Raw genomic sequence first — 22589 nt, forward strand, 5'->3', positions numbered from 1 at the left:
GAGCCTCCATTCGTAATGTATGCGAATGGGCGCCGTTGTGCGTTTAGTGTCCAGCCTGAGGCCGGTCAACGCCCCATCCGAGCCTGACAGGTTGAACCTGCTGCAGCGCCCCTCGGACAGGTGGCGGGAAAACGGTAGCAAGTGAACGTTACCGTTTTGAAACGGTGGCGATTATAGCCGTCTAGACTGATCTTCCAAAGGGTTTCTGTCGGCCAGATGAAGATCGTTAATGACGACCATAGTCGAAGCCGCATGGAGCCTGACCGCTCAGTCTGCCAAGATACCGTCCATCGTTCGGCAAGACACTCAGGAGTGAAGATGAATTTCCACACCCGCAAATGGGTAAAACCCGAAGACCTCAACCCCAACGGCACCCTGTTCGGTGGCAGCCTGTTGCGCTGGATCGACGAAGAAGCGGCGATTTACGCCATCGTGCAGTTGGGCAATCAGCGCGTGGTGACCAAGTACATTTCCGAAATCAACTTCGTCAGCGCCTCGCGCCAGGGCGACATCATCGAACTGGGCATCACCGCCACCGAGTTCGGCCGCACCTCGATCACACTTACTTGTGAAGTGCGCAACAAGATCACCCGCAAGAGCATTCTGACCGTCGAGAAGATGGTGTTTGTGAACCTCGGTGAAGACGGCTTGCCGGCACCGCATGGCCGCACTGAAATCAAATATGTGAAAGATCAGTTTCAGGAAGATGAATTAGTTACCAAGTGACATCAGCGTCGGCTTCATCGCGAGCAGGCTCACTCCTACAGGTACAGCGCAGTCCATGTAGGAGTGAGCCTGCTCGCGATGACGGTTTCAAAGTCAGCGAAGAATCATCTGGCCACTGAACAGCCATGAACCGCCGGGGTCGTAGGTAAACACCACCCCCACGGTTCCCACGCCATGACCACTCCCACCGACGGCAAAACCCCCGACCTCTCGGCCAAAGAACAGCACGAAGTCGAGAAAAACCAGCCGCCCCGCGCGGCCGTTCTGCATGAAATTATTCGCTCTCAGGGCGATCAGGAACTGGAGCGCAGCATCGCCGCACTCTGGTGGTCGGCGCTGGCGGCCGGGCTGACCATGGGCCTGTCGCTGATGGGCATGGGCCTGCTCAATTCGCGCCTGCCCGACGGTGACGAATTCAAAGTGATCGCCAGTTTCGGCTATTGCGCAGGTTTTCTCGCGGTGATCCTCGCCCGTCAGCAACTGTTCACCGAAAACACCCTGACTGCAGTGCTACCGGTCATGACCAAGCCGACCCTGCAAAACTTCGGCCGGCTGATCCGCCTGTGGACGGTGGTGTTGGTCGGCAACCTGTGCGGCACGATTCTGGTCGCGTACGTGATGCTCGAACTGCCGATCTTCGACAGCAAGACCGACGTTGCCTTCCTTGAAATCGGCCGCAAGGTCATGGAAAACCACGCCAGCCAGATGTTCGCCAAAGGCATCGTGTCTGGCTGGATGATCGCCACCATGGTCTGGATGATTCCGTCCATGGAGAGCGCGAAGATGTGGATCATCATCCTCATCACCTATTTGATGGCGCTCGGCGATTTCACCCACATCGTGGTGGGTTCGGCGGAGGTGTCGTATCTGGTGTTTGCCGGCGAGTTGCCGTGGAGTGATTTCTGGATGGTCTTCGCGGGGCCGACGCTGGCGGGCAACATCATTGGTGGCAGCTTTATCTTTGCGCTGATCAGCCATGCGCAGATTCGCAGTGAGAGCGGGGCGCCGAAGGAGTCTGCGGATCAGGCCGAGAAACCGGATCCGCAGGAGATCAAAAAATGATCAGTGGTGAGCAGGTTCGCTGGTGGTCGCGGGTTCGTTGCGAGTCGCGTGCTTGACCAGTTTGCCGATGGTCAGCCCCTGCAACAGGATCGACGACAGCACCACGATGTAAGTGATGCTCAGCAGCAGATCGCGCTCCGGGCCCAGCGGCAGGGCCAGCGCCAGTGCCACCGAGACACCGCCGCGTAAACCGCCCCAGGTCAAAATGCGGATGGTGCCGGCGGGCACTGTCCGCCAGCGGCGCAGCAGCAGAATCGCCGGGGCCACCGTGAGCAGGCGCGAGAGCAGAATGGCCACCGCCAACACACTCGCCGCCGCCACGTGCAGCCAGTTGAACGGCAGCAGCAACAGCTCCATGCCGATCAGCGCGAACAGCAGCGCGTTAAGCATGTCATCGAGTAACTCCCAAAAACCGTCCAGATAACGGCGGGTCATGTCGTTCATCGCCAGATTGCGCCCGAGGTTGCCGATGATCAGACCGGCCACCACCATCGCGATCGGTGCGGAAACGTGAATCTCGGTGCTCATCGCCGAACCGCCGATGACCAGCGCCAAGGTCAGCATCACAGTGATCTGATGCTGCTCGACGCTCTTGATCATTCGATAGACCAGATAACCGATCAGCCCGCCGAACAGCACACCGCCAATCGCTTCGTGAACAAACAGCATCGCGGTGGCGTTGATGGTCGGGGTTTCGCCGAGTTGGGCGATGCCCAGCAGTACGGTGAACACCACTACAGCCGTGCCATCGTTGAACAGTGACTCGCCGACGATGGTGGTTTTCAGCGGTTTCGAGGCGTTGGCGGTGCGCAGCACGCCGAGCACCGCGATCGGGTCGGTCGGCGAAATCAGCGCGCCGAACAGCAGGCAATACAAGAAGCTCACGTGCCAGCCGAACAGGGCAAAGATGTAATAGGCGAGGCTGCCGATCACCGCAGTGGCAATCAACACGCCGAAGGTCGCCAACAGGCCGATGGGCCAGCGGTAGCTGCGCAGATCGTTGAGGTTGACGTGCAGGGCGCCGGCGAACAGCAGGAACGACAGCATCCAGTTCATCAGCAGATCGGCGAAGTCGATCTGACCGATCAGCTGCTGCACGCGTTCTTCGAGGTCGGGGTAGCCGAGCACGCTCAGGCCTTGCAGGATCAGCGAGAACAGCAGTGCGGTAACCATCACGCCGATGGTCGGCGGCAGGCCGATGAAGCGGAAGTTGACGAAGGTGAGGAGGGTGGTGAGGCAGATGAAAGCGGCGACAAGTTCAAGCATCCGGGGTCCTTTGGATGAGGGGTGAAAGATAGCGCACCGAATCTTTGGTGCAGGGGTTGGATGGGTTGAGTCAGGATCGGGACACAGTTGATGGTGTGATGAGATCAAGAGCCCCCTCACCCCAGCCCTCTCCCTTAGGGAGAGGGGGAAAGGGAGCAGATCTTCAAGTCTTTCAGGGCCTGAGTTCGGCTCGAAATTTCAGGTCGATGCAACTCGAACATTCAACACGGTCAGTCCCCTCTCCCTCTGGGAGAGGGCTAGGGTGAGGGCACTTTCTGGCACAACACGATTAGCCGGACACATTGACCGCAGCCGCGCCGCGACGTTGCAGATAGATGAAAAACAGCGCTGTCAGCACCGTCAATACGCCAACAAGCGCACCGGTCCACGGCAAGTCCGCCAGATCCGCGCCACTGGCCACCACCAGCCCGCCGATCCACGCACCCGCCGCGTTGCCAAGGTTGAATGCACTCTGGTTCAACGTCGAGCCCAGATTCGGCGCTTCATGCGCCTGATCGATGATCAGCAGTTGCAAGATCGGACACAGCGCAAAAGCAAAAATCCCCCACAGCACCAGCGTGATCGCCGCCGGCACCACCGAACGGCTGGTCTGACTGAACGCCGCCAGAATCACCACAACGGCCAGCGCCACGCCGACCAGCGACGGCAGCAAACGGCTATCAGCCAGACGCCCGCCGAGCATACTGCCACCGGTCAGACCAACACCGAACAACAGCAGCATCACCGTTACGCCATGCGGGCTGACGCCGGTGATGTCCTGCAGGATTGGTGCGATGTAGGTGAACACGCTGAACAGGCTGGTCGACGCCAACACGCTCATGCCCAGTGCCAGCAACACGTTGACCTTGCCCAGCACCTTGAATTCGCTGGCGAGGTTGGCCTTGTCCATCGGGATGTGTTTCGGCAACCAGAACCACTGCGCGAGGGCCGCAATCACTCCTATCACCGAGACCGCCCAGAAGGTAGAACGCCAACCGGCGTATTGCCCGAGCGCCGTGCCCAGCGGCACGCCTAGGACGTTGGCCAAGGTCAGGCCGGTGAACATCATCGCAATCGCCTGTGCGCGTTTGTTCGGCGCGACCAGTCCGGCGGCGACCACCGAGCCGATACCGAAAAACGCGCCGTGGCACAGTGCAGTGACCACGCGAGCGGCCATCAGCGTCGCATAGTTCGGCGCCAGGGCGCAGAGCACGTTGCCGAGGATAAACATCAGCGTCATGCCCAGCAGCGTCGCTTTGCGCGGCATGTTTGCGGTGCCGATCGCCAGGATCGGCGCGCCGAACACCACGCCCAGCGCGTAACCGGTGATCAGCAGACCCGCGTGGGGAATGCTCACGGCAAGATCGCGGGCAACATCGGGCAGCAGGCCCATGATGACGAATTCAGTGGTGCCGATGCCGAACGCGGCAACAGCGAGGGCAAGCAAGGCGAGTGGCATGCGCAAGGTCTCTGTCGGTAGTCTTGACGCTTTGATCAGGCATACGCAGGCCGACGACCGATCTCGAAGGAGGGCGGTGCAGGCGGGAATTATTGGTATTTTTCTGTGCGCAACTGAGTGCGGCGTGGTCGCTTGCAGTATAAACAGCTGCTGACACATCGCGAATCAATAATCTGACTAATTGGCTCGCTAACAACAATAAGGAGTGGAACGTGCTGGCGACAGGGTTGGTACTGATGGCGGCGCTGTTGCATGCGACGTGGAATACGTTAATCAAGTTCAGCGCCGAGCGACTGCTGGTGGTGGCGTGCATGGACACCGTGGCGCTGCTGGTCGTTGCCATCGCGTTTCCATTCGTGAGCTTGCCGCCCATGGAAATCTGGCCGTGGATTCTGGCGTCGGCAGCGTTTGAATTGCTGTATCGCTATCTGCTTATTCAGGCGTATCGGGTCGGCGATCTCGGGTTGGTCTATCCACTGATGCGCGGTTTGTCGCCGCTGATAGTGCTGGCGCTGACGCTGATCTTCGCCGGTGAAGTGCTCACCACGCAGCAAATCTTCGGCATCATGCTGATCCCGTTCGGTATGGTTTGTCTGCTGTGGCAGGGCGGCGGTGGCAAGCATTTGCCATGGTCGATGTTGCCGGTAGTGGCGCTGATCGGCCTGTGCATCGGTTGCTACACCTACATCGACGGCCAGGCACTGCGTCGCTGGTCGCATCCACTGGATTACCTGGTCTGGGTCACGCTGCTCAGCGCCTGGCCGTTTCCCTTGCTGGCGTGGGTCGCCAAGCGTCCGGCGTTCATGCTGTTCTGGCGTGAGCAATGGAAGCTGGGGTTGGCGGTGGGTTTCTGCGTACTGGCCAGCTACGCTCTGGTGCTGTGGGCGATGCAGTTGGGCTCGATTGCGGAGGCGGCGGCATTGCGTGAGATCAGCGTGATTCTGGTGGTGCTGTTCGGCATGCGCTACTTGAAAGAACCTTTTGGCCGCCCGCGGCTCTTAGCCTGTGGGCTGGTGCTGATCGGCATGCTGGTGATGAAGTTCTAACGGCCCGCGAATTCTATAACTCGAAAAAAGGACGGCGTTATGACGGTGGCTCTGTGGTGTGTGTTGATTGCGATTTTTCTGCCGTATGTCTGCACTGGCGTGGCGAAAGCCGTGGGTGGCTACCGGCTGAGTGATAACCACGATCCGCGTGATTTTCTCGAAAGTCTCAACGGTGTGGCCCGTCGGGCGCACGCGGCGCAACTGAACAGCTTTGAAGTGATGCCGGCGTTTGCAGCGGCGGTGATCGTTGCGCACTTGGTGGGAACCGCGCAGTTGGTGACGGTCAATGTGCTGGCGGTGATGTTTATTACCAGTCGCCTGCTGTACATCATTTGCTACCTGGCGGACTGGGCGATCTTGCGCTCGCTGGTGTGGTTTGTGGGGATGGGGTTGATTGCTTCGTTCTTCTTTGTGTCGGTGTAAAAAGAGCAAGATCAAAAGATCGCAGCCTGCGGCAGCTCCTACAGAGGAATACGTACTCCTGTAGATACTCTGTTCACGGTCAAGCTTTTGCGAGATCTTTTGCGCAAAAAAGCTTGGCCGTATTGAAATCTTCGCCGGCTCGCATGCAGGCCCACAAGCCGGTCAGGTATTTGCGCATGACGGCGACGATAGCCTGCATCTTTCTCTTCCCTCGCCCGATCAACGCTTCGTAAAAGGCTTTCACGTTGCTGTCGCAACGTATGGCAGTCAGCGCTGGCATGTACATCGCTGAACGTAGGTAGGCGTTTCCGCCCTTACTTATCCGCCCAGGTTTATCGATGCTGGTACCTGATTGCGTAAGCCGCACATCGAGTCCTGCATGTCGGCTGACCTGCGCGGACTTAAGTGTCACTGGCAAGGTCGTCAATTCAGCCAGTGCCGCAAATACTGAAATTTCGCCCATGCCCGGCGCTGCGATCATGTGCCCAAACTGGGCGCTTAGCGTCGGGCAGTTGTCGATCAGCGCCCGACCTGCGAGCCTGAAACGCTCGATTCGCTTGTCAAAAGCTTCAATGGCTTCTTCTTCGTCTTCAATCAGCATTTTCACGGTTGTTTGAGTAGCTTTCAGCGCATGCAGCTCGTTCTTGGCTCGGGTGCGATGACACGTCAAACGATTGATATGCCTTCCGATAGCCCGCAGTTCCAACTGTATGGTCGTGGGCGGCGTCCACAATTTTGGGCTCATGCGTTCGCCGTATTCGGCTAGCAACTGGGCATCGATCGCATCGGTTTTGCTGTTTTTCAGCATCAGCTTGGCAAAGTTATGAAAGCTCTTCGGGTTGATAACCGAAACGGGCAAACCCGCCGCGGTGAGCTCCATGGCCAAATCCAGGTAATAGATGCCGGTGGCCTCCATCACTACGGATAAAGGCTTGAGCTCGAGCAACCTGTTGACCGCTGCTTTGCGCCCGGCGGGTGTTTGGTCGATGTTGCAGGCCCCTGCAAAACGGCCGTCGTTGCGCCAGCCCATGGCGGTCGTGCGAGACCCCACATCCAAACCGACATGCATGCTCATGCTTTCAACTCCGAGTGAACTGGGTTAGAAATGCATCCTGGTTCCCCTGACCTCGAACTTCATGCCACTGCAACCTTGTAATGCGAAGTCCGACTTGTCGGCTTCTCGATACTCTTCGTGGTGGGCAATGAGGCGGGGGGACCTCTCTACAGACAAGGTCAGGAGCAAGTCCTGCCTTTAGGAGCGATCGGTCTCCCCCAGAAACACATCTTCGTATGTCCGCACCAGCGAGCTTAGATCTCAATTGACTGGTGTGAGGGCAACATACAAGGAGCTGCCGCAGGCTGCGATCTTTTGCTTTTTAAGGTTTGTCGGCCACCTGCGGCACTTGCGGCAACGCCGCGCCTTTAGGCCAAAGCATCCAGATCTGCCCCTGCTGCTTCATGTCCCCGGCCAGTTGCCCGGCCGCATCACCGGTGCCCCAGAACAGATCTGCACGAACCTCACCGGCAATCGCGCCGCCGGTATCCTGCGCTGCCACCGGGCGCACCAGTGCAGTGCCATCCGGTTTAGTGGTTGATAGCCACAACAGACTGCCCAACGGAATCACTTTGCGATCCACCGCTGCGCTGTAACCAGCCGTCAGCGGCACGTTCAGCGAACCGCGTGGGCCTTCATTGCTGTCCGGGTTGCGGGTGAAAAACACATAGCTCGGGTTGCTACCCAACAGTTCGGGGATGCGCGACGGATTGGCCTTGGCCCAGTTGCTGATCGCGCTCATGGTCACGTCTTCTTTCTTCAGCTCGCCTTGCTCGATCAGCCAGCGGCCAATTGGGCGGTACGGATGGCCGTTCTGGTCTGCGTAGGCGATGCGCAGCTGTTTGCCGTCTTCTGTCTGAATGCGTCCGGAGCCCTGGATCTGTAGAAATTGCAGATTCATCGGGTCGGTCAGGTAGGCAACCACCGGGGCTTTCACACCTTTGGATTCGATGGTGGCTGCGTCGTCGTAAGGTTTGAGTACTCGACCCTCAAGGCGACCGCGCAGGCGCTTGCCCTTTAGCTCTGGGTAAATGCTTTCCAGCGAGACGATGATCATGTCTTCGGGCACACCATACACCGGCACATTGGCCGTGTCGGTGGGCGTGAGGCTGCCGGGGTAGACCGGTTCGTAGTAGCCGGTGATCAACCCGTTGGGGTTGTCGTTTTCAGCGCGCAGGCCGTAGACATCGAGATTCTGTTTGAGGAACGCACGAATCTCTGTGGCGCTCTGCGGAACATTGGCCGCTGCCGCGCAGGTTGTGCCCCAGACCGCATCAGCTTTGAGTCGGGTGCAGGCGCTGCGCCACGAACCGAAACCGGCGACCAGATCGCTATCGGATACCGCCGGCAAGGCTTCCCAGGTGGCGCTGGAATAAGTAGCCAGCGCGTGGGTTTTTGGCTTGGCGGTTTCGCCACCGGTGCAGCCGGCGAGGATCGCCAGCAGTGGAAGGGTGGCGATGAGCGGTTGACGCCAGGCCTGGAAGCGGCTGTTCATGGAGTGATTCCTGTGCCGGTTGGCCGAGTGCTCCATGCGCTCGAGCAACCCGTATTTTTAATAGGGCTATTGGTGTTTGGCGGTGACGCGAGGATACTGGCCGCCGAATTCCGTGACCTGAAGCCACCATGACTCTTAAAAGCATTTCTGTTGTATTGCTGGCCTGTCTGACCCTTTCCGCCTGTGGCGGCGTCGATCCGAATTCCCCGCTGGGCCAACGTAAGGCGATCTTCAAGCAGATGCTTAAGACCGGCGAAGATCTGGGCGGCATGTTGCGTGGACGCATTCCGTTCGACGGACCGAAGTTCGCCGAAGGCGCGGTCAAGCTCGATGCGTTGTCCCATGAACCGTGGAAGCATTTTCCGCAGGTTCGTGAAGAAGATCACACCAGCGCCAAGGATGATGTCTGGCAGAAACAGGCGCAGTTTCAGGAAATGGCCCGCACCCTGGAAGCCGCCACCGGTGAATTGGTGATCGCCAGTCAGGTTCAGCCGTACAAGGCCAGCAATCTCGGGCCTGCGGTGCAGAAAGTTGAAGATGCCTGCAGCGCTTGCCATAAACAGTTTCGCGATCATTGATCTTTAAAAGATCGCAGCCTGCGGCAGCTCCTGCATTGATCAGGGTAGGAGCTGCCGCAGGCTGCGATCTGTTGATTTTTACTTGTCGATTTCGTCCAGCGCGTCCTGCAGTTCTTTGCGCGACTCGGCTAGCTTGTCTTTGCGCTTGTTGATCTTCTCCGGATCGCCTTTTTTCATGGCCTTGTCGAGATCAGCCTGACGCTTGCTCACTTCGTGCTTGGCTTCGAGCACCTTGTTTTCGCGTTCTTTCTTCAGACCCGCGTCGGTGCAGTTTTTTGTAACCTCATCCAGCGCCGTTTGCAGGCCGGCCTGTTGATCGGTGTTGCCGCGCGACTTGGCTTGTTCGATCTGATTCATGATGCCCTGCTTCTTGGCGGCGCAACCGGTCAGGCCCGGGGCGTCTTCTTCGGCCATGACGGGGGCGGCCATTACGCCGCAAAGGGTCAGCATGGCGAGCGGTGCGAGAAATTTCATAAAAGCTCCATGTGCATAGGCAATCGGGTCGGTCGGGCACTGCGCTGTTGGAGCGCCTCAGTGGCCGATGGGTTCCCGGCGCGCCGGGATTGCGTGGTCAGAAACCGTCGATTCCGGCGGCATGTAAGGTTTCGCTCAAAGCCAGTACCTGCGGATCGCGAAAGAATGCGCTCAGTTGCGCCGCACGTCCCGGGCCGATACCGGCTTCGGCCTGCCATTGTTCGGTGTCACGTTGTGCCAGCGCCTGCCATGAGTCAGGCAGTTGTGCCTGACCGGTTGGCGGCAAGCCCAAGGCCTTGAGCCACTGGGCGAACGGCTGCAGGCGAGCGCTGTGAAAGCTGTTCATCAGGCGTTGGCTGCTGCGCTCGCCGAAGCCGGCAATGTTAGCAAGCTCTGGCGCGTCGAGGGTCAACCAATCGAGCAGGTTGTTCACGCGGCGTGTTTCCAGAAGTTTCTCCCAAGTGCCGCGTCCGACATGCTGCATCGCCAGCCCCTGCTTGCCACTGAGCCAGGTCAAGCGGGCGAGAAACTGGCTTTCGCAGCCGGTGGTGGGTTGCCAGCAGCTCAAGCTGTGGAAGTCGTCGGCGTTGGGGATGTTGAGGTCTGTGCGTTCGGCGGCTTGCAGCACAACACTGTCAAGTCGTGGAATGGTCAGGCCGGCGAGGCTGATTGCCACTTGATCACCGGGGCGGATATCCAGGTCTTGCCAGCGTTTGAAGGAACTGGCGCTAACCCGTTTGATCTCCCGGTCATCGAGCATGACGGGTTTGAGTTCGAGTACTGGCGTGATACGCCCGGTGCGCCCGATCTTGAAGTTGACCTTGCGCACTTCGGCCAGCGCTTGAGCAAAGGGATACTTCCAAGCAACTGCCCAAAATGGAGCGCGCGCCTGCCAACGTTCTGCGGGTGGGCGCTGACTCTGGCGCAATACCACGCCATCAGTGGCAAACGGCAGGGGCGAGCGATACCAGTGATCGCGCCATTTCTGTGCGGCAGTAAAGTCGGGGACAAGATGACTGTACGGTTCAATCGTGGCGAAACCCAGCGTCGCCAACGTGGCGACTCGCTCGGGCAATTGCGCTGGGCCTTGTGGCCAGTCCCAGACGAACAGTCCGATGCCGGAGGCTTGCTCGGCATCCAGGGTTTTCCGTCCCATCAGGCCCGCGACGGTGGAACGGGCGTTAACGCTGCCGGATCGCGCTTGCACGTGCTCGTTCAAGCGCCAGTAGAGTTCGCCCTGCACCAGCAGATCCAGCGGTTGTGTCAGGCGTTGAGGAATGGCGCCGATCTTCTGCGCTGATGGCGTCCAGTCCTGGCCACGAACCCCATCACCGCGACTGATGGCCTGATGCAGAACGCCTGCGCGATAAATCAGCGTCACCGCAACGCCGTCGACTTTGGGTTGTACCCAGACATCCTTGCGATCGCGTAGCCACGTTTCCACCGCCTCGGCTTTATGCAGTTTATCCAGGCCGGTATGGGCGATGGGGTGGGCGATCGAACCTGAGGCTGTGCGTAAGGGGGCGGGTGGAGAGGGGAGTTTGAAGCACGCTCGCCACTCGTTCAGTTGCGCAAGGGATTGGTCGTAGAGCTCATCGGCAATCAGTGAACGACCTTCGCGGTGATAGGCGTCGTCCCATTGGTTGATCTTTTTTTGCAGGGTGGCGATTTCGTTTTGCGCGGTGCGGACAGGCCAGTCAGGGCAAGCGGCGTAAGCGATCAGGTGGGTGAAGCTCAGCAGAAGAATTGAAAAAAGGCGCAGCGTGGCAAGCATGTTGAGCGTCCTTGCTCAGGGGAATGCTTGAAGATTAGTCAGGATTCAGAGCAGCAACGGCTGGGTGTTTTGCATCGTGTTTCAGTTATGAAGATCAAAAGATCGCGGCCTTCGGCAGCTCCTACAGGAGGCGTGCGTTTCACTTGTAGGAGCTGCCGAAGGCTGCGATCTTTTGCTCTTTTCGAGGCATGAAAAAGCCCCGCAGGGCGTGAGCCGTGCGGGGCTTTTTGTACCGCCGGGGAGGCTTACAGGCCAGCAGCAGAACGCAGGGCGTCGGCGCGATCGGTTTTTTCCCAGGTGAAGGTGGTGAAAGTGTCTTCGCCAACAGTCTTGGTCTCTGGCGTGCGACCGAAGTGGCCGTACGCTGCAGTTTCCTGGTACATCGGGTGCAGCAGATCGAGCATGGTGGTGATTGCGTATGGACGCAGGTCGAACACTTCACGGACCAGTTTGACGATCTTGTCATCGCTGATCTTGCCGGTGCCGAAGGTGTTCAGCGAGATCGAAGTTGGCTGAGCCACGCCGATCGCGTAGGAAACCTGAATCTCGCAACGCTCGGCCAGGCCGGCCGCGACGATGTTCTTGGCAACATAACGGCCAGCGTAGGCAGCCGAACGGTCAACCTTCGATGGATCCTTACCGGAGAACGCGCCGCCGCCGTGACGGGCCATGCCGCCGTAGCTGTCGACGATGATTTTGCGACCGGTCAGGCCGCAGTCACCTACCGGGCCGCCAATGATGAACTGGCCGGTCGGGTTGATGTGGAACTGGGTGTCTTTGCTCAGCAGTTCGGCAGGCAGCACGTGCTTGACGATCAGCTCCATCACGCCTTCGCGCAGGTCTTTGTACGACACTTCAGGGTTGTGCTGGGTCGACAGAACAACAGCGTCGATACCGACAACCTTGCCGCCTTCGTAACGGCAAGTCACTTGCGACTTGGCGTCTGGACGCAGCCAAGGCAGCAGACCCGATTTACGGGCTTCGGCCTGGCGCTGTACCAACTGGTGCGAGAAGGTAATCGGTGCTGGCATCAAAACGTCGGTTTCGTTGCTGGCGTAGCCGAACATCAGGCCCTGGTCGCCGGCGCCCTGATCTTCAGGCTTGGCACGGTCAACACCCTGGTTGATGTCTGGGGACTGCTTGCCGATGATGTTCATCACGCCGCAGGTCGCGCCGTCGAAGCCGACGTCGGAGCTGTTATAGCCGATGTCGAGAATCACGTTACGCACGATCTCTTCCAGATCGACCCAGGCGCTGGTGGTCACTTCACCGGCAACGATTGCCACGCCAGTCTTGACCAGGGTTTCCACGGCAACGCGTGCGTGTTTGTCCTGGGTAATGATGGCGTCCAGCACCGCATCGGAAATCTGGTCGGCGATTTTGTCCGGATGCCCTTCGGACACGGACTCGGAGGTGAAGAGGGAGTATTCGCTCATCTCGATGTTTTCCTGAATTTACCGATGGTGAGTGTCGCCAGTCGGTCGCTGAAAGTGGCGGACCTGGATCTGGAAACCATTACGTAAGCCTACATAGAGGCTTTCCCCGGGAACGAGTCCCGCAGCGGTGGCCCAACGGGCCAAATCGTCCTGTTCAAACCCCAACCACAGATCACCGCAGGCCTCCCTGGCCCAACTCTGGTTGTGGCTACATAACTCTGTCACGAGCAGACTACCGCCCGGTTGCAGCAGGTCGGCCATGTGCTTGAGCGCATCGGCCGGCGCGGCGAAATGGTGCAACACCATGTTCAACACCACACAATCGGCCTGAAGGCTTGTACCGTTCAATGCATCGGCCAATTGCAGGCTGACGTTAGCCAGCTGTTCACGTTCACATACCTGACGCGCCAGTTCGAGCATCGCCGGGCTGTTGTCCAGCGCGGTTACGGTGCCGAAGCGACGGGCCAGCTCCGGCAGAAAAGCACCATCGCCGGGGCCGACTTCAATGGCCGTGGCTGCACCATTGAAGTTCAGTTTGTCGAGCAGGGCCAGCACACTGTCACGGTACTGCGGCAGGCCTGCGATCAAGTCTTGCTGGGCACGGAATTTCTCCGCCACCCGGGCGAAAAAGTCCTGGCTGGCGGCGGCACGTTGGCCGTGAACCTGCTCGATGCGCGCTTGCACATCGTCGGGCAGATCCAGATTGTCGACTTCTTCTAACAATGCCGCGTGCAACTTGCCGCCGAGCAGTTCGCTGTGGGGCAGGGCGCGGCGATAGAAAATAGCGTTGCCTTCACGGCGGGTCGCCACCAGGTCGGCTTGTGCCAGTACCTTGAGGTGATGACTCATGCCGGACTGGCCAATGCCGAAAATCTGCGCCAACTCCAGAACACCGAACGAATCGTTGGCCAGCGCGCGCAAGACATTCAGCCGCAACGGATCGCCGCCGGCCTTGCACAGGGCCGCCAGCTCGTCGCAATCGTCATGGCGAATGGAAGGCACGCGTAAATTCATAGGGCCGCAGTCTAGAGACGGGGGGAATTCATCGCAAGGCCAATATCAAAAAGTTTTGATATTGCTCGATAAATGGCACTTCTCTCCAACCGGTTAACTCTACAAACGAGTAGCGGAAAGGTTTCACCAACAGAAAGCGCCGCTATCCATTGGAAAAACGCCCCCCGATGACTATCTGTCATTGCCCCGAGGCGCCCCGGTGAGGGAAAATGCCCTCCTTTTTTCCGTTTCGACTTACCAGAACCCAGGAGATCAGCGATGCCTAGCCGTCGTGAGCGTGCCAACGCCATTCGTGCCCTCAGCATGGATGCCGTGCAAAAAGCCAACAGCGGCCATCCCGGTGCCCCTATGGGTATGGCAGATATCGCCGAAGTGCTTTGGCGCGACTACCTCAAGCACAACCCGAGCAATCCATCGTTCGCCGACCGTGACCGCTTCGTGCTGTCCAACGGCCACGGCTCGATGTTGATCTACTCGCTGTTGCACCTGACCGGTTATGACCTGTCGATCGACGACCTCAAGCAATTCCGTCAACTGCACAGCCGCACCCCGGGCCACCCGGAATTCGGTTACACCCCGGGTGTTGAAACCACCACCGGCCCGCTGGGTCAGGGTCTGGCCAACGCCGTCGGTTTCGCCTTGGCTGAAAAAGTACTGGGCGCGCAGTTCAACCGTCCAGGCCACGACATCGTCGACCACCACACCTACGTGTTCCTGGGTGATGGCTGCATGATGGAAGGCATTTCCCACGAAGTCGCTTCGCTGGCCGGCACTTTGGGCCTGGGCAAGCTGATCGCGTTCTACGATGACAATGGCATCTCCATCGACGGCGAAGTCGAAGGCTGGTTCACCGATGACACCCCGAAGCGTTTCGAAGCCTACAACTGGCAGGTGATCCGCAACGTTGACGGTCACGATCCGGAAGAGATCAAGACTGCCATCGAAACCGCGCGCAAGAGCCCGCTGCCGACCCTGATCTGCTGCAAGACCACCATCGGTTTCGGCTCGCCGAACAAGCAGGGCAAAGAAGACTGCCACGGCGCTCCACTGGGCGACGCGGAAATCGCGCTGACCCGTCAGGCGCTGAACTGGAACCACGGCCCGTTCGAAATCCCGGCCGATATCTATGCCGAGTGGGATGCCAAGGAAAAAGGTCGCGCGGCCGAAGCCGAGTGGGATCAGCGTTTCGCTGCCTACTCCGCTGCATTCCCGACCGAAGCCAACGAACTGGTGCGTCGTCTGAGCGGTGAGCTGCCAGCTGACTTCTCGGAAAAAGCTTCGGCTTACATCGCTGAAGTTGCGGCCAAAGGCGAAACCATCGCCAGCCGTAAAGCCAGCCAGAACACCCTGAACGCGTTCGGCCCGCTGCTGCCGGAACTGCTCGGCGGTTCGGCTGACCTGGCCGGTTCCAACCTGACCCTGTGGAAAGGTTGCAAAGGTGTCAGCGCTGAAGATGCCAGCGGCAACTACATGTACTACGGCGTGCGCGAATTCGGCATGACCGCGATCATGAACGGCGTGACCCTGCACGGCGGCCTGGTGCCTTACGGCGCGACCTTCCTGATGTTCATGGAATATGCGCGCAACGCCGTACGCATGTCGGCGCTGATGAAGAAGCAAGTGATCCACGTCTACACCCACGACTCCATCGGTCTGGGCGAAGACGGCCCGACTCACCAGCCGATCGAACAGCTGACCAGCCTGCGTACCACACCGAACCTCGACACCTGGCGTCCAGCCGATGCCGTTGAATCGGCCGTGGCGTGGAAAAACGCTCTGGAGCGTAAGGACGGCCCTTCGGCGCTGATTTTCTCGCGTCAGAACCTGCAGCACCAGGAACGTGATGCCGGCCAGATTGCCGATATCAGCCGTGGCGGTTACGTGCTGAAGGACTGCGCAGGCGAGCCTGAGCTGATCCTGATTTCGACCGGTTCGGAAGTGGGTCTGGCGGTTCAGGCTTACGACAAACTGACCGAGCAGGGCCGCAAGGTGCGTGTGGTTTCCATGCCTTGCACCAGCGTGTTCGATGCTCAGGACGCGGGCTACAAGCAGGCGGTACTACCGTTGCAGGTCAGCGCGCGTATCGCGATCGAAGCGGCTCACGCCGACTTCTGGTTCAAGTACGTGGGTCTGGAAGGTCGCGTGATCGGCATGACCACTTACGGCGAATCGGCTCCGGCTTCGGCACTGTTCGAAGAGTTCGGCTTCACCCTGGAAAACATCCTGGGTCAGGCGGAAGAGCTGCTGGAAGACTAAGTCAGACAGTTGTGTTGTCCGGGCTGACGCCATCGCGAGCAGGCTCACTCCTACAGGGTTTTACGTTGCCCGTGTAGGAGTGAGCCTGCTCGCGATAGCGTCGGTTCAGACAATAAAGAGCTTTCTGATTCACCACGGTAATCGAGAACCCCATGCCTCAACCGCGTCCCTACAAAGTTGCACTCAACGGCTACGGCCGGATTGGTCGTTGCGTCTTGCGTGCGTTGTTTGAGCGAGGCGAGAAAGCCGGGTTTGAAATTGTCGCGATCAACGATCTGGCGGACATGGCCAGCATCGAATACCTGACACGCTTTGACTCCACCCACGGCCGTTTTCCGGGCGAAGTGCGAGTAGAAGGCGATTGTCTGCATATTAATGGCGACTGCGTGAAGGTCCTGCGCAGTGCTACTCCCGAAGGCATCGATTGGGCGTCGCTGGGCGTCGATCTGGTGCTGGAATGCTCCGGTGCCTACAACACCCGTGAAGACGGCCAGCGCTTTCTCGACGCCGGCGCGCCACGCGTGTTGTTCTCGCAGCCGATGGCCAGCGAGGCGGATGTCGACGCCACCATCGTTTATGGCGTCAATCAGGATTGCCTGACCGGCGACGAACTGTTGGTGTCCAACGCCTCCTGTACGACCAATTGCGGCGTGCCGCTGTTGCGCTTGCTCGACAAGGCGATCGGCCTCGATTACGTGTCGATCACCACCATTCACTCGGCGATGAACGATCAGCCGGTGATCGACGCTTATCACCACGAAGACCTGCGCCGCACCCGTTCGGCGTTCCAGTCGGTGATCCCGGTGTCCACTGGTCTGGCGCGCGGTATCGAGCGTCTGCTGCCGGAACTTGCCGGGCGAATTCAGGCCAAAGCCGTACGCGTGCCGACGGTCAACGTGTCCTGCCTCGACATCACGATGCAGACCGCCACCGCGACTGACGCCAATGAGGTCAACCGGATCCTGCGCGAAGCCGCCACCAATGGCCCGCTCAAAGGTCTGCTGGCTTACACCGAGTTGCCGCACGCCAGCTGTGATTTCAACCATGACCCACATTCGGCCATCGTCGATGCCAGTCAGACCCGTGTTTCCGGCCCCAAGCTGGTGAACATCCTGGCCTGGTTCGACAACGAATGGGGTTTTGCCAACCGAATGCTGGACGTTGCAGAACACTATCTGCAAACAGCAACTTCAAAAAAACCGTAGGAAGTGCGACCCATGACCGTGTTGAAGATGTCCGACCTCGATCTGCAAGGTAAGCGCGTATTGATCCGCGAAGACCTCAACGTCCCAGTCAAGGACGGTGTTGTCACCAGCGATGCGCGTATCCTGGCTTCGCTGCCGACCATCAAGCTGGCCCTGGAAAAAGGCGCGGCCGTGATGGTCTGCTCGCACCTTGGCCGGCCGACCGAAGGCGAGTTCTCCGCCGAGAACAGCCTCAAGCCTGTTGCTGACTACCTGAGCAAGGCGCTGGGCCGTGAAGTGCCACTGGTGGCTGATTACCTGGGCGGCGTGGACGTCAAGGCTGGCGACATCGTGCTGTTCGAAAACGTGCGCTTCAACAAGGGCGAGAAAAAGAACGCTGACGAACTGGCCCAGCAATACGCGGCCCTGTGCGACGTGTTCGTGATGGACGCTTTCGGCACCGCTCACCGCGCCGAAGGTTCGACCCACGGCGTGGCCAAGTTCGCCAAAGTCGCCGCCGCTGGCCCACTGCTGGCCGCTGAACTGGACGCACTGGGCAAAGCCCTTGGCGCACCGGCTCAGCCAATGGCGGCCATTGTTGCCGGCTCCAAGGTCTCGACCAAACTCGACGTGCTGAACAGCCTGAGCCAGATCTGCAACCAATTGATCGTCGGCGGCGGCATCGCCAACACCTTCCTCGCTGCTGCTGGTCACCCGGTCGGCAAGTCGCTGTACGAGCCGGACCTGCTCGACACCGCACGCGCCATCGCTGCGAAAGTCAGCGTGCCGCTGCCGGTTGACGTAGTGGTTGCCAAAGAATTCGCCGAAAGCGCAGAAGCCACCGTCAAGCTGATCGCTGACGTCGCGGCTGACGACATGATTCTGGACATCGGCCCGCAAACCGCGGCCAACTTCGCCGAACTGCTGAAATCGTCGAAAACCATTCTGTGGAACGGCCCGGTCGGCGTGTTCGAGTTCGACCAGTTCGGCAACGGCACCAAAGTGCTGGCTCAGGCCATTGCCGACAGCGCTGCGTTCTCGATTGCCGGCGGTGGCGACACTCTGGCTGCGATCGATAAATATGGCGTGGCTGAGCAAATCTCCTACATTTCCACCGGTGGCGGCGCGTTCCTCGAATTCGTCGAAGGCAAAGTGCTGCCAGCCGTTGAAGTCCTGGAAAGCCGGGCCAAGGCCTGAGGCCGCCCGTTTGGCCAGGCAAAGGAGTGTTTACATGGTCAAGTCGTTAGCGCTGTTGTTGCTGACCGGTACGCTGGTGGCCTGCGGGAGTAACCCGAAGGCCGAAGCCACGCCGGCGCCGAGCGAGTCGCAGAAGGGCTGTTATCAGGCCGACTGGCAGGCCGAAACCAACCCGGTGCTGAACAAGCGCTCGGGGCCGGACGGTCTGGACAAATACGAGACGCAAACCCCGGCCAAGGAACATGGTTGTCCTTGACGGGTCTGACTCTTTAACTCAGGGCTGGCGGCGTGTGCCGTCAGTCGAGGAACACGGATGAAAGGCTTGATCGCCATTGCGGCGTTGGCATTGTTGGGCGGTTGCGCGCAGTTGAACCTGTTTCAGTCGTCTACTCCGGCGGACAACTGGACCACCTGGACCTGCGACAGCCAGGCCAAAGTGCTGTGGCGCTACGTCGATGCCGGCCAGAAGGAAGTCGACGTTCGACTGGGTGGCGGTGATCAGGTCTATCGCCTGAAAGAAGAGCCAGGCGCCTCGGGCACGCTGTACAGCGACGGCATGCTGGCGTTTCACGTCAAGGGAGAGGAAGGCCTGGTGTACTGGGTCGCCACCAATGACCTGATCGGCCGCGGCTGCAAGGCTGAATAATTGCAACACCGCAGGCCCATTGTAGGAGTGAGCCTGCTCGCGATAGCGGCCTGACAGTCGCTGCAATATTGACTGAAAGATTGCTATCGCGAGCAGGCTCACTCCTACAGGGGTTCTGCGCAGTTCTGAAGAATTGGCTTTATCGAATCACCAGACCGGGCCTCAACCCCCGATCTGCAATCACTTGAATAGCCGCCGCCGCTCCGGCAGGCTGGCACGATTAACGACCCTCAACCGGGAGAGACACACACAATGGCACTTATCAGCATGCGCCAGATGTTGGACCACGCAGCCGAATTCGGCTACGGCGTTCCAGCTTTCAACGTCAACAACCTTGAGCAGATGCGCGCCATCATGGAAGCCGCTGACAAGACTGACTCCCCGGTGATCGTCCAGGCTTCGGCCGGCGCTCGCAAATACGCCGGCGCGCCATTCCTGCGTCACCTGATCCTGGCCGCGATCGAAGAATTCCCGCACATCCCGGTGTGCATGCACCAGGATCACGGCACCAGCCCTGACGTCTGCCAGCGCTCGATCCAACTGGGCTTCAGCTCGGTAATGATGGACGGCTCGCTGGGCGAAGACGGCAAGACCCCGACCGACTACGACTACAACGTCCGTGTTACCCAACAAACCGTGGCCATGGCGCACGCCTGCGGCGTTTCGGTAGAAGGCGAGCTGGGCTGCCTGGGTTCGCTGGAAACCGGCATGGCCGGTGAAGAAGACGGCATCGGCGCCGAAGGCGTTCTGGATCACAGCCAAATGCTGACCGACCCGGAAGAAGCCGCTGACTTCGTCAAACGCACTCAGGTCGATGCCCTGGCCATCGCCATCGGCACCAGCCACGGCGCCTACAAGTTCACCAAGCCACCTACCGGCGACGTGCTGGCGATCGACCGCATCAAGGAAATCCACAAGCGCATCCCGAACACCCACCTGGTGATGCACGGTTCGTCCTCGGTGCCACAAGAGTGGCTGGCGATCATCAACCAGTACGGCGGCGACATCAAAGAAACCTACGGCGTACCGGTTGAAGAAATCGTCGAAGGCATCAAGCACGGCGTGCGCAAGGTCAACATCGACACCGACCTGCGCCTGGCATCCACCGGTGCGATGCGTCGCCTGATGGCCACCAACCCGAGCGAATTCGACCCGCGTAAATTCTTCGGCGCGACTGTGACGGCGATGCGTGATGTGTGTATCGCTCGTTATGAAGCGTTTGGTACTGCCGGTAATGCTTCGAAGATCAAACCGATCTCGCTGGAAGCGATGTACCAGCGTTATCTGAAGGGGGAGTTGAACGCTAAGGTTAACTAAGCCTGAGCGTTAAACTGCTTCGATAAGAAACCCGCCGGTGAGGCGGGTTTTTTTGTGGGTGAAATTTTTGGTAGCGATACTTGGAAATCCGCACTTGAAATGTCACCTATAGTGAACTTTAATGATTTTTATCAGCTTAAAGTCCCATATAGGTGACATTTTGATCCTGAATAATCCTGCGATTTTCGCCGAACGCATTCGTCAGCTGCGAAAAGCCAAGGGCTACAGTCAGCTAATACTAGCGCACAAGGCTAAATGCAGTCGCAAGACCATCATCGATCTTGAGGCCGGTGAAAACGTCGCTTTTTATACTGTGTTCCGGGTGATTGCCGCGTTGGGCATGGCGCTCGAAATTGTCGACAACCGAATCGATCTCAAGTCGCTTGCCGATCTGGTAGAGCATGATGAGTAAGGTCAAACGACTCAACGTCATGACGCCGCAAGGCTGCGCGGGTGAGCTGTCCAAAGGTTCGCAGTTCTCGTTTGCCTACCAGGCGGCAGAAGCGTCTCGAGAAGTCTCGTTGGTCATGCCCTATGACCCGACGCCCGCGGTGAGCAATGTGCTGCACCCGATCTTCGATATGAATGTGCCGGAAGGTTTTCTGGCCGATCAGATCAAACGTCGGATGGCCAAGCATATGCAGGTCGATGAAATGCGCCTGCTTTCGGTCATTGGCGGCAATCAGATTGGTCGCCTCACCTATGAGAATCCGACTGAGCCACCTAGCGCCGTGCATGCCCAAGTCGGTTTACAAGACATTCTGTCTGCCGACGCCTCTCAGGGTGTTTTCAACTTTCTGGTTGAAACCTACTTTGAGTCGGGTATTTCCGGAGTGCAGCCCAAGGTACTGGTGCCTGACCTGGACAAGCTCACTGGCGGCCGAAAAACCATGCTCAGTTCCGATCTCATCGTTAAATCAGGAGCCGAGGAGTATGAGCACTTGGCCCAGAACGAGTTTCTGTGTCTGGAGGCGGCGAGGCTGGCAGGATTGGAAACGCCACCGTTCTGGCTTTCCGAGAGCGGCGAGCTGTTTGTCATGGAGCGGTTTGACCTGACGGCGTCCGGCCGGCTCGGCTTCGAAGACATGGCGGTACTGTTGGGTCTGAACAAAGATCCTCACGACAATTACAAGTATTCGCAGAGCTATGAAATCCTCGCGGCTGTCATCCGCCAGGTATGTCGCCATGCCGAACCGATACGAGAGCTGGAGCGATACTTTTCGTCAGTCTGCCTTTCGGTGATGGTGCGCAATGGCGATGCACATTTGAAGAACTTCGGCGTGATATACACGCAGCCCGCGGCTCCAGAAACCGTGCAGTTAGCCCCGATTTACGATGTTACGACCACCACGGTCTATGAAAACTACAACCCGAAGTCCGGGCGGTCACTGGTTGGCCGGACCCTGGCAATCAAAATGAATAAAACCAAAGACTATCCCGATCGCCAGCAACTGATCGAGTTCGGTCGCAAACACTGCGCGGTTGATAGGCCGGCATTGATCATCGACCGGATAGCTGAGGCAATGAGTCAGGCACTGACTGCTCATCGGTCGCGAGTGGATACTGAATTGTTTGTGGGGATGCAACGCGAATGGGATGCCGGGCGTACAGTTGCCTTGAATAATTCGGTTGGATCGGGGTTGAAGCTTAAGCCTGTATTGGATGCGAGGAAGAAACGCTCGAAGTGAAGTTTGCCAGGATCGGGTGCTCATCAGGTGGCGGCGTTCTATATTTCAGTTTTATTGGAGGGGAGTCGAACATTTGGCTTCAGCTCGGGCTGTTTTTTAACTGCATAAATAAAAAACCGCCTGAAAGGCGGTTTTTTACAGTTGGTTAAAGCAGATAGTATAGGTTTCAAAAGTTTTTAAACTATTCAACCGTGAACTTATATACGTCTGACCATTTTGTGTTGTCAGCGAGCCCATTTACCAAGGCTGTTGCAACAACATCTTGTGAGCCTTTCTTTGGGAAACTAATTAAAAATCCAAAATTTCCGTTTCCGTTAGAATCTCCTTCTCCTAACTGAGTCGCGCCGTGTGGAGATAGTGTGACGTAGATCCTGCGGTTAGGAACGGATGTTCCGGTAATGAAAAAGGCGTTTACGTCTTTTCGGATGGTTGTGATACGTGTTTCGTTAGCCATATTTATTACTCCTTGTAATGTTTATGGGATCTTGCCTGAT

Annotated in this window: 22 protein-coding genes and 1 riboswitch; of the genes, 13 read left to right on the plus strand and 9 right to left on the minus strand. The window is 58.5% G+C overall.

From position 1 onward, the window contains the following. Positions 1-20: 20 nt before the first annotated feature. A riboswitch (S-adenosyl-L-homocysteine riboswitch) is annotated at positions 21-120 on the minus strand. A gap of 198 nt (positions 121-318) precedes the next feature. After that, positions 319-726 (plus strand): acyl-CoA thioesterase, encoded by a 408-nt coding sequence (locus tag ACOYXE_RS24735; RefSeq protein WP_016984776.1) that lies wholly within the window; start codon positions 319-321, stop codon positions 724-726. A 174-nt stretch (positions 727-900) separates the two neighbouring features. Beyond that, entirely contained in the window at positions 901-1788 is an 888-nt protein-coding gene (locus tag ACOYXE_RS24740; RefSeq protein WP_405122725.1) for a formate/nitrite transporter family protein, read from the plus strand. Here ACOYXE_RS24740 and ACOYXE_RS24745 read toward each other — a convergent pair whose 3' ends face one another. Beyond that, a complete protein-coding gene (locus ACOYXE_RS24745) occupies positions 1789-3054 on the minus strand; it encodes a cation:proton antiporter (RefSeq protein WP_460926772.1) in 1266 nt (421 codons plus the stop codon). 289 nt (positions 3055-3343) lie between these two features. After that, a complete protein-coding gene (locus ACOYXE_RS24750; protein ID WP_038358752.1) occupies positions 3344-4513 on the minus strand; it encodes an MFS transporter in 1170 nt (389 codons plus the stop codon). A 212-nt stretch (positions 4514-4725) separates the two neighbouring features. Here ACOYXE_RS24750 and ACOYXE_RS24755 point away from each other — a divergent pair, with 212 nt between their 5' ends. Both ACOYXE_RS24755 and ACOYXE_RS24760 read left to right on the plus strand, forming a co-directional pair. Next, on the plus strand, positions 4726-5559 hold the full coding sequence (locus tag ACOYXE_RS24755) for an EamA family transporter (protein ID WP_160059736.1): 834 nt from the start codon (positions 4726-4728) through the stop codon (positions 5557-5559). Positions 5560-5598: 39 nt separating this feature from the next. Next, the gene (locus ACOYXE_RS24760) at positions 5599-5982 is read left to right on the plus strand and encodes an MAPEG family protein (RefSeq protein WP_077574861.1); all 384 of its coding nucleotides are present in this window, start codon (positions 5599-5601) and stop codon (positions 5980-5982) included. 79 nt (positions 5983-6061) lie between these two features. Here the strand turns inward: ACOYXE_RS24760 and ACOYXE_RS24765 are convergent, their stop codons facing one another. Both ACOYXE_RS24765 and mltA read right to left on the minus strand, forming a co-directional pair. Further along, positions 6062-7057 (minus strand): IS110 family RNA-guided transposase, encoded by a 996-nt coding sequence (locus ACOYXE_RS24765; protein ID WP_460926376.1) that lies wholly within the window; start codon positions 7055-7057, stop codon positions 6062-6064. A gap of 301 nt (positions 7058-7358) precedes the next feature. Next, complete coding sequence (gene mltA, locus ACOYXE_RS24770) at positions 7359-8531, minus strand: murein transglycosylase A (RefSeq protein WP_460926773.1); 1173 nt, start codon at positions 8529-8531, stop codon at positions 7359-7361. A gap of 128 nt (positions 8532-8659) precedes the next feature. On the opposite strand from mltA, the gene ACOYXE_RS24775 reads away from it, so the two are divergent. Next, a complete protein-coding gene (locus tag ACOYXE_RS24775; protein ID WP_016987228.1) occupies positions 8660-9109 on the plus strand; it encodes a c-type cytochrome in 450 nt (149 codons plus the stop codon). 78 nt (positions 9110-9187) lie between these two features. Here the strand turns inward: ACOYXE_RS24775 and ACOYXE_RS24780 are convergent, their stop codons facing one another. The 4 genes from ACOYXE_RS24780 to ACOYXE_RS24795 form a co-directional block, all read right to left on the minus strand. Further along, positions 9188-9583 carry a DUF1090 domain-containing protein gene (locus ACOYXE_RS24780; protein ID WP_160059733.1) on the minus strand — a complete coding sequence of 132 codons (396 nt, stop codon included), beginning with the start codon at positions 9581-9583 and terminating at the stop codon, positions 9188-9190. Between the two features lie 97 nt (positions 9584-9680). Beyond that, positions 9681-11357: an NAD-dependent DNA ligase LigB gene (ligB, locus tag ACOYXE_RS24785; protein WP_460926774.1), complete on the minus strand. Its 1677-nt coding sequence runs from the start codon at positions 11355-11357 to the stop codon at positions 9681-9683. Between the two features lie 245 nt (positions 11358-11602). Further along, positions 11603-12793: a methionine adenosyltransferase gene (gene metK / locus ACOYXE_RS24790; protein ID WP_016987231.1), complete on the minus strand. Its 1191-nt coding sequence runs from the start codon at positions 12791-12793 to the stop codon at positions 11603-11605. 18 nt (positions 12794-12811) lie between these two features. Beyond that, the gene (locus ACOYXE_RS24795; RefSeq protein WP_460926775.1) at positions 12812-13807 is read right to left on the minus strand and encodes an ArsR/SmtB family transcription factor; all 996 of its coding nucleotides are present in this window, start codon (positions 13805-13807) and stop codon (positions 12812-12814) included. A gap of 258 nt (positions 13808-14065) precedes the next feature. On the opposite strand from ACOYXE_RS24795, the gene tkt reads away from it, so the two are divergent. From tkt to ACOYXE_RS24835, 8 genes are all read left to right on the plus strand, one after another. After that, complete coding sequence (tkt, locus tag ACOYXE_RS24800; protein WP_160059731.1) at positions 14066-16063, plus strand: transketolase; 1998 nt, start codon at positions 14066-14068, stop codon at positions 16061-16063. Positions 16064-16215: 152 nt separating this feature from the next. Continuing rightward, the gene (epd, locus tag ACOYXE_RS24805) at positions 16216-17268 is read left to right on the plus strand and encodes an erythrose-4-phosphate dehydrogenase (RefSeq protein ID WP_095121452.1); all 1053 of its coding nucleotides are present in this window, start codon (positions 16216-16218) and stop codon (positions 17266-17268) included. 12 nt (positions 17269-17280) lie between these two features. Continuing rightward, positions 17281-18444 (plus strand): phosphoglycerate kinase, encoded by a 1164-nt coding sequence (locus ACOYXE_RS24810; protein WP_405122729.1) that lies wholly within the window; start codon positions 17281-17283, stop codon positions 18442-18444. 34 nt (positions 18445-18478) lie between these two features. Continuing rightward, positions 18479-18700 carry a hypothetical protein gene (locus ACOYXE_RS24815; protein ID WP_150749724.1) on the plus strand — a complete coding sequence of 74 codons (222 nt, stop codon included), beginning with the start codon at positions 18479-18481 and terminating at the stop codon, positions 18698-18700. A gap of 57 nt (positions 18701-18757) precedes the next feature. Then, complete coding sequence (locus ACOYXE_RS24820) at positions 18758-19090, plus strand: MliC family protein (protein WP_405122730.1); 333 nt, start codon at positions 18758-18760, stop codon at positions 19088-19090. Between the two features lie 252 nt (positions 19091-19342). Then, entirely contained in the window at positions 19343-20407 is a 1065-nt protein-coding gene (fba, locus tag ACOYXE_RS24825) for a class II fructose-bisphosphate aldolase (protein ID WP_008081027.1), read from the plus strand. A 121-nt stretch (positions 20408-20528) separates the two neighbouring features. After that, complete coding sequence (locus tag ACOYXE_RS24830) at positions 20529-20819, plus strand: helix-turn-helix transcriptional regulator (RefSeq protein ID WP_238785176.1); 291 nt, start codon at positions 20529-20531, stop codon at positions 20817-20819. Then, positions 20812-22095, plus strand: coding sequence for a type II toxin-antitoxin system HipA family toxin (locus tag ACOYXE_RS24835; RefSeq protein ID WP_460926776.1), 1284 nt, complete (start codon positions 20812-20814; stop codon positions 22093-22095). Before ACOYXE_RS24830 ends, ACOYXE_RS24835 begins: the two co-directional genes overlap by 8 nt. Before the next feature lie 181 nt (positions 22096-22276). Here the strand turns inward: ACOYXE_RS24835 and ACOYXE_RS24840 are convergent, their stop codons facing one another. Further along, positions 22277-22549 carry a hypothetical protein gene (locus ACOYXE_RS24840; protein ID WP_460926777.1) on the minus strand — a complete coding sequence of 91 codons (273 nt, stop codon included), beginning with the start codon at positions 22547-22549 and terminating at the stop codon, positions 22277-22279. Between the last annotated feature and the right edge of the window lie 40 nt (positions 22550-22589).

The sequence above is a fragment of the Pseudomonas sp. MC6 genome, from assembly GCF_054790575.1.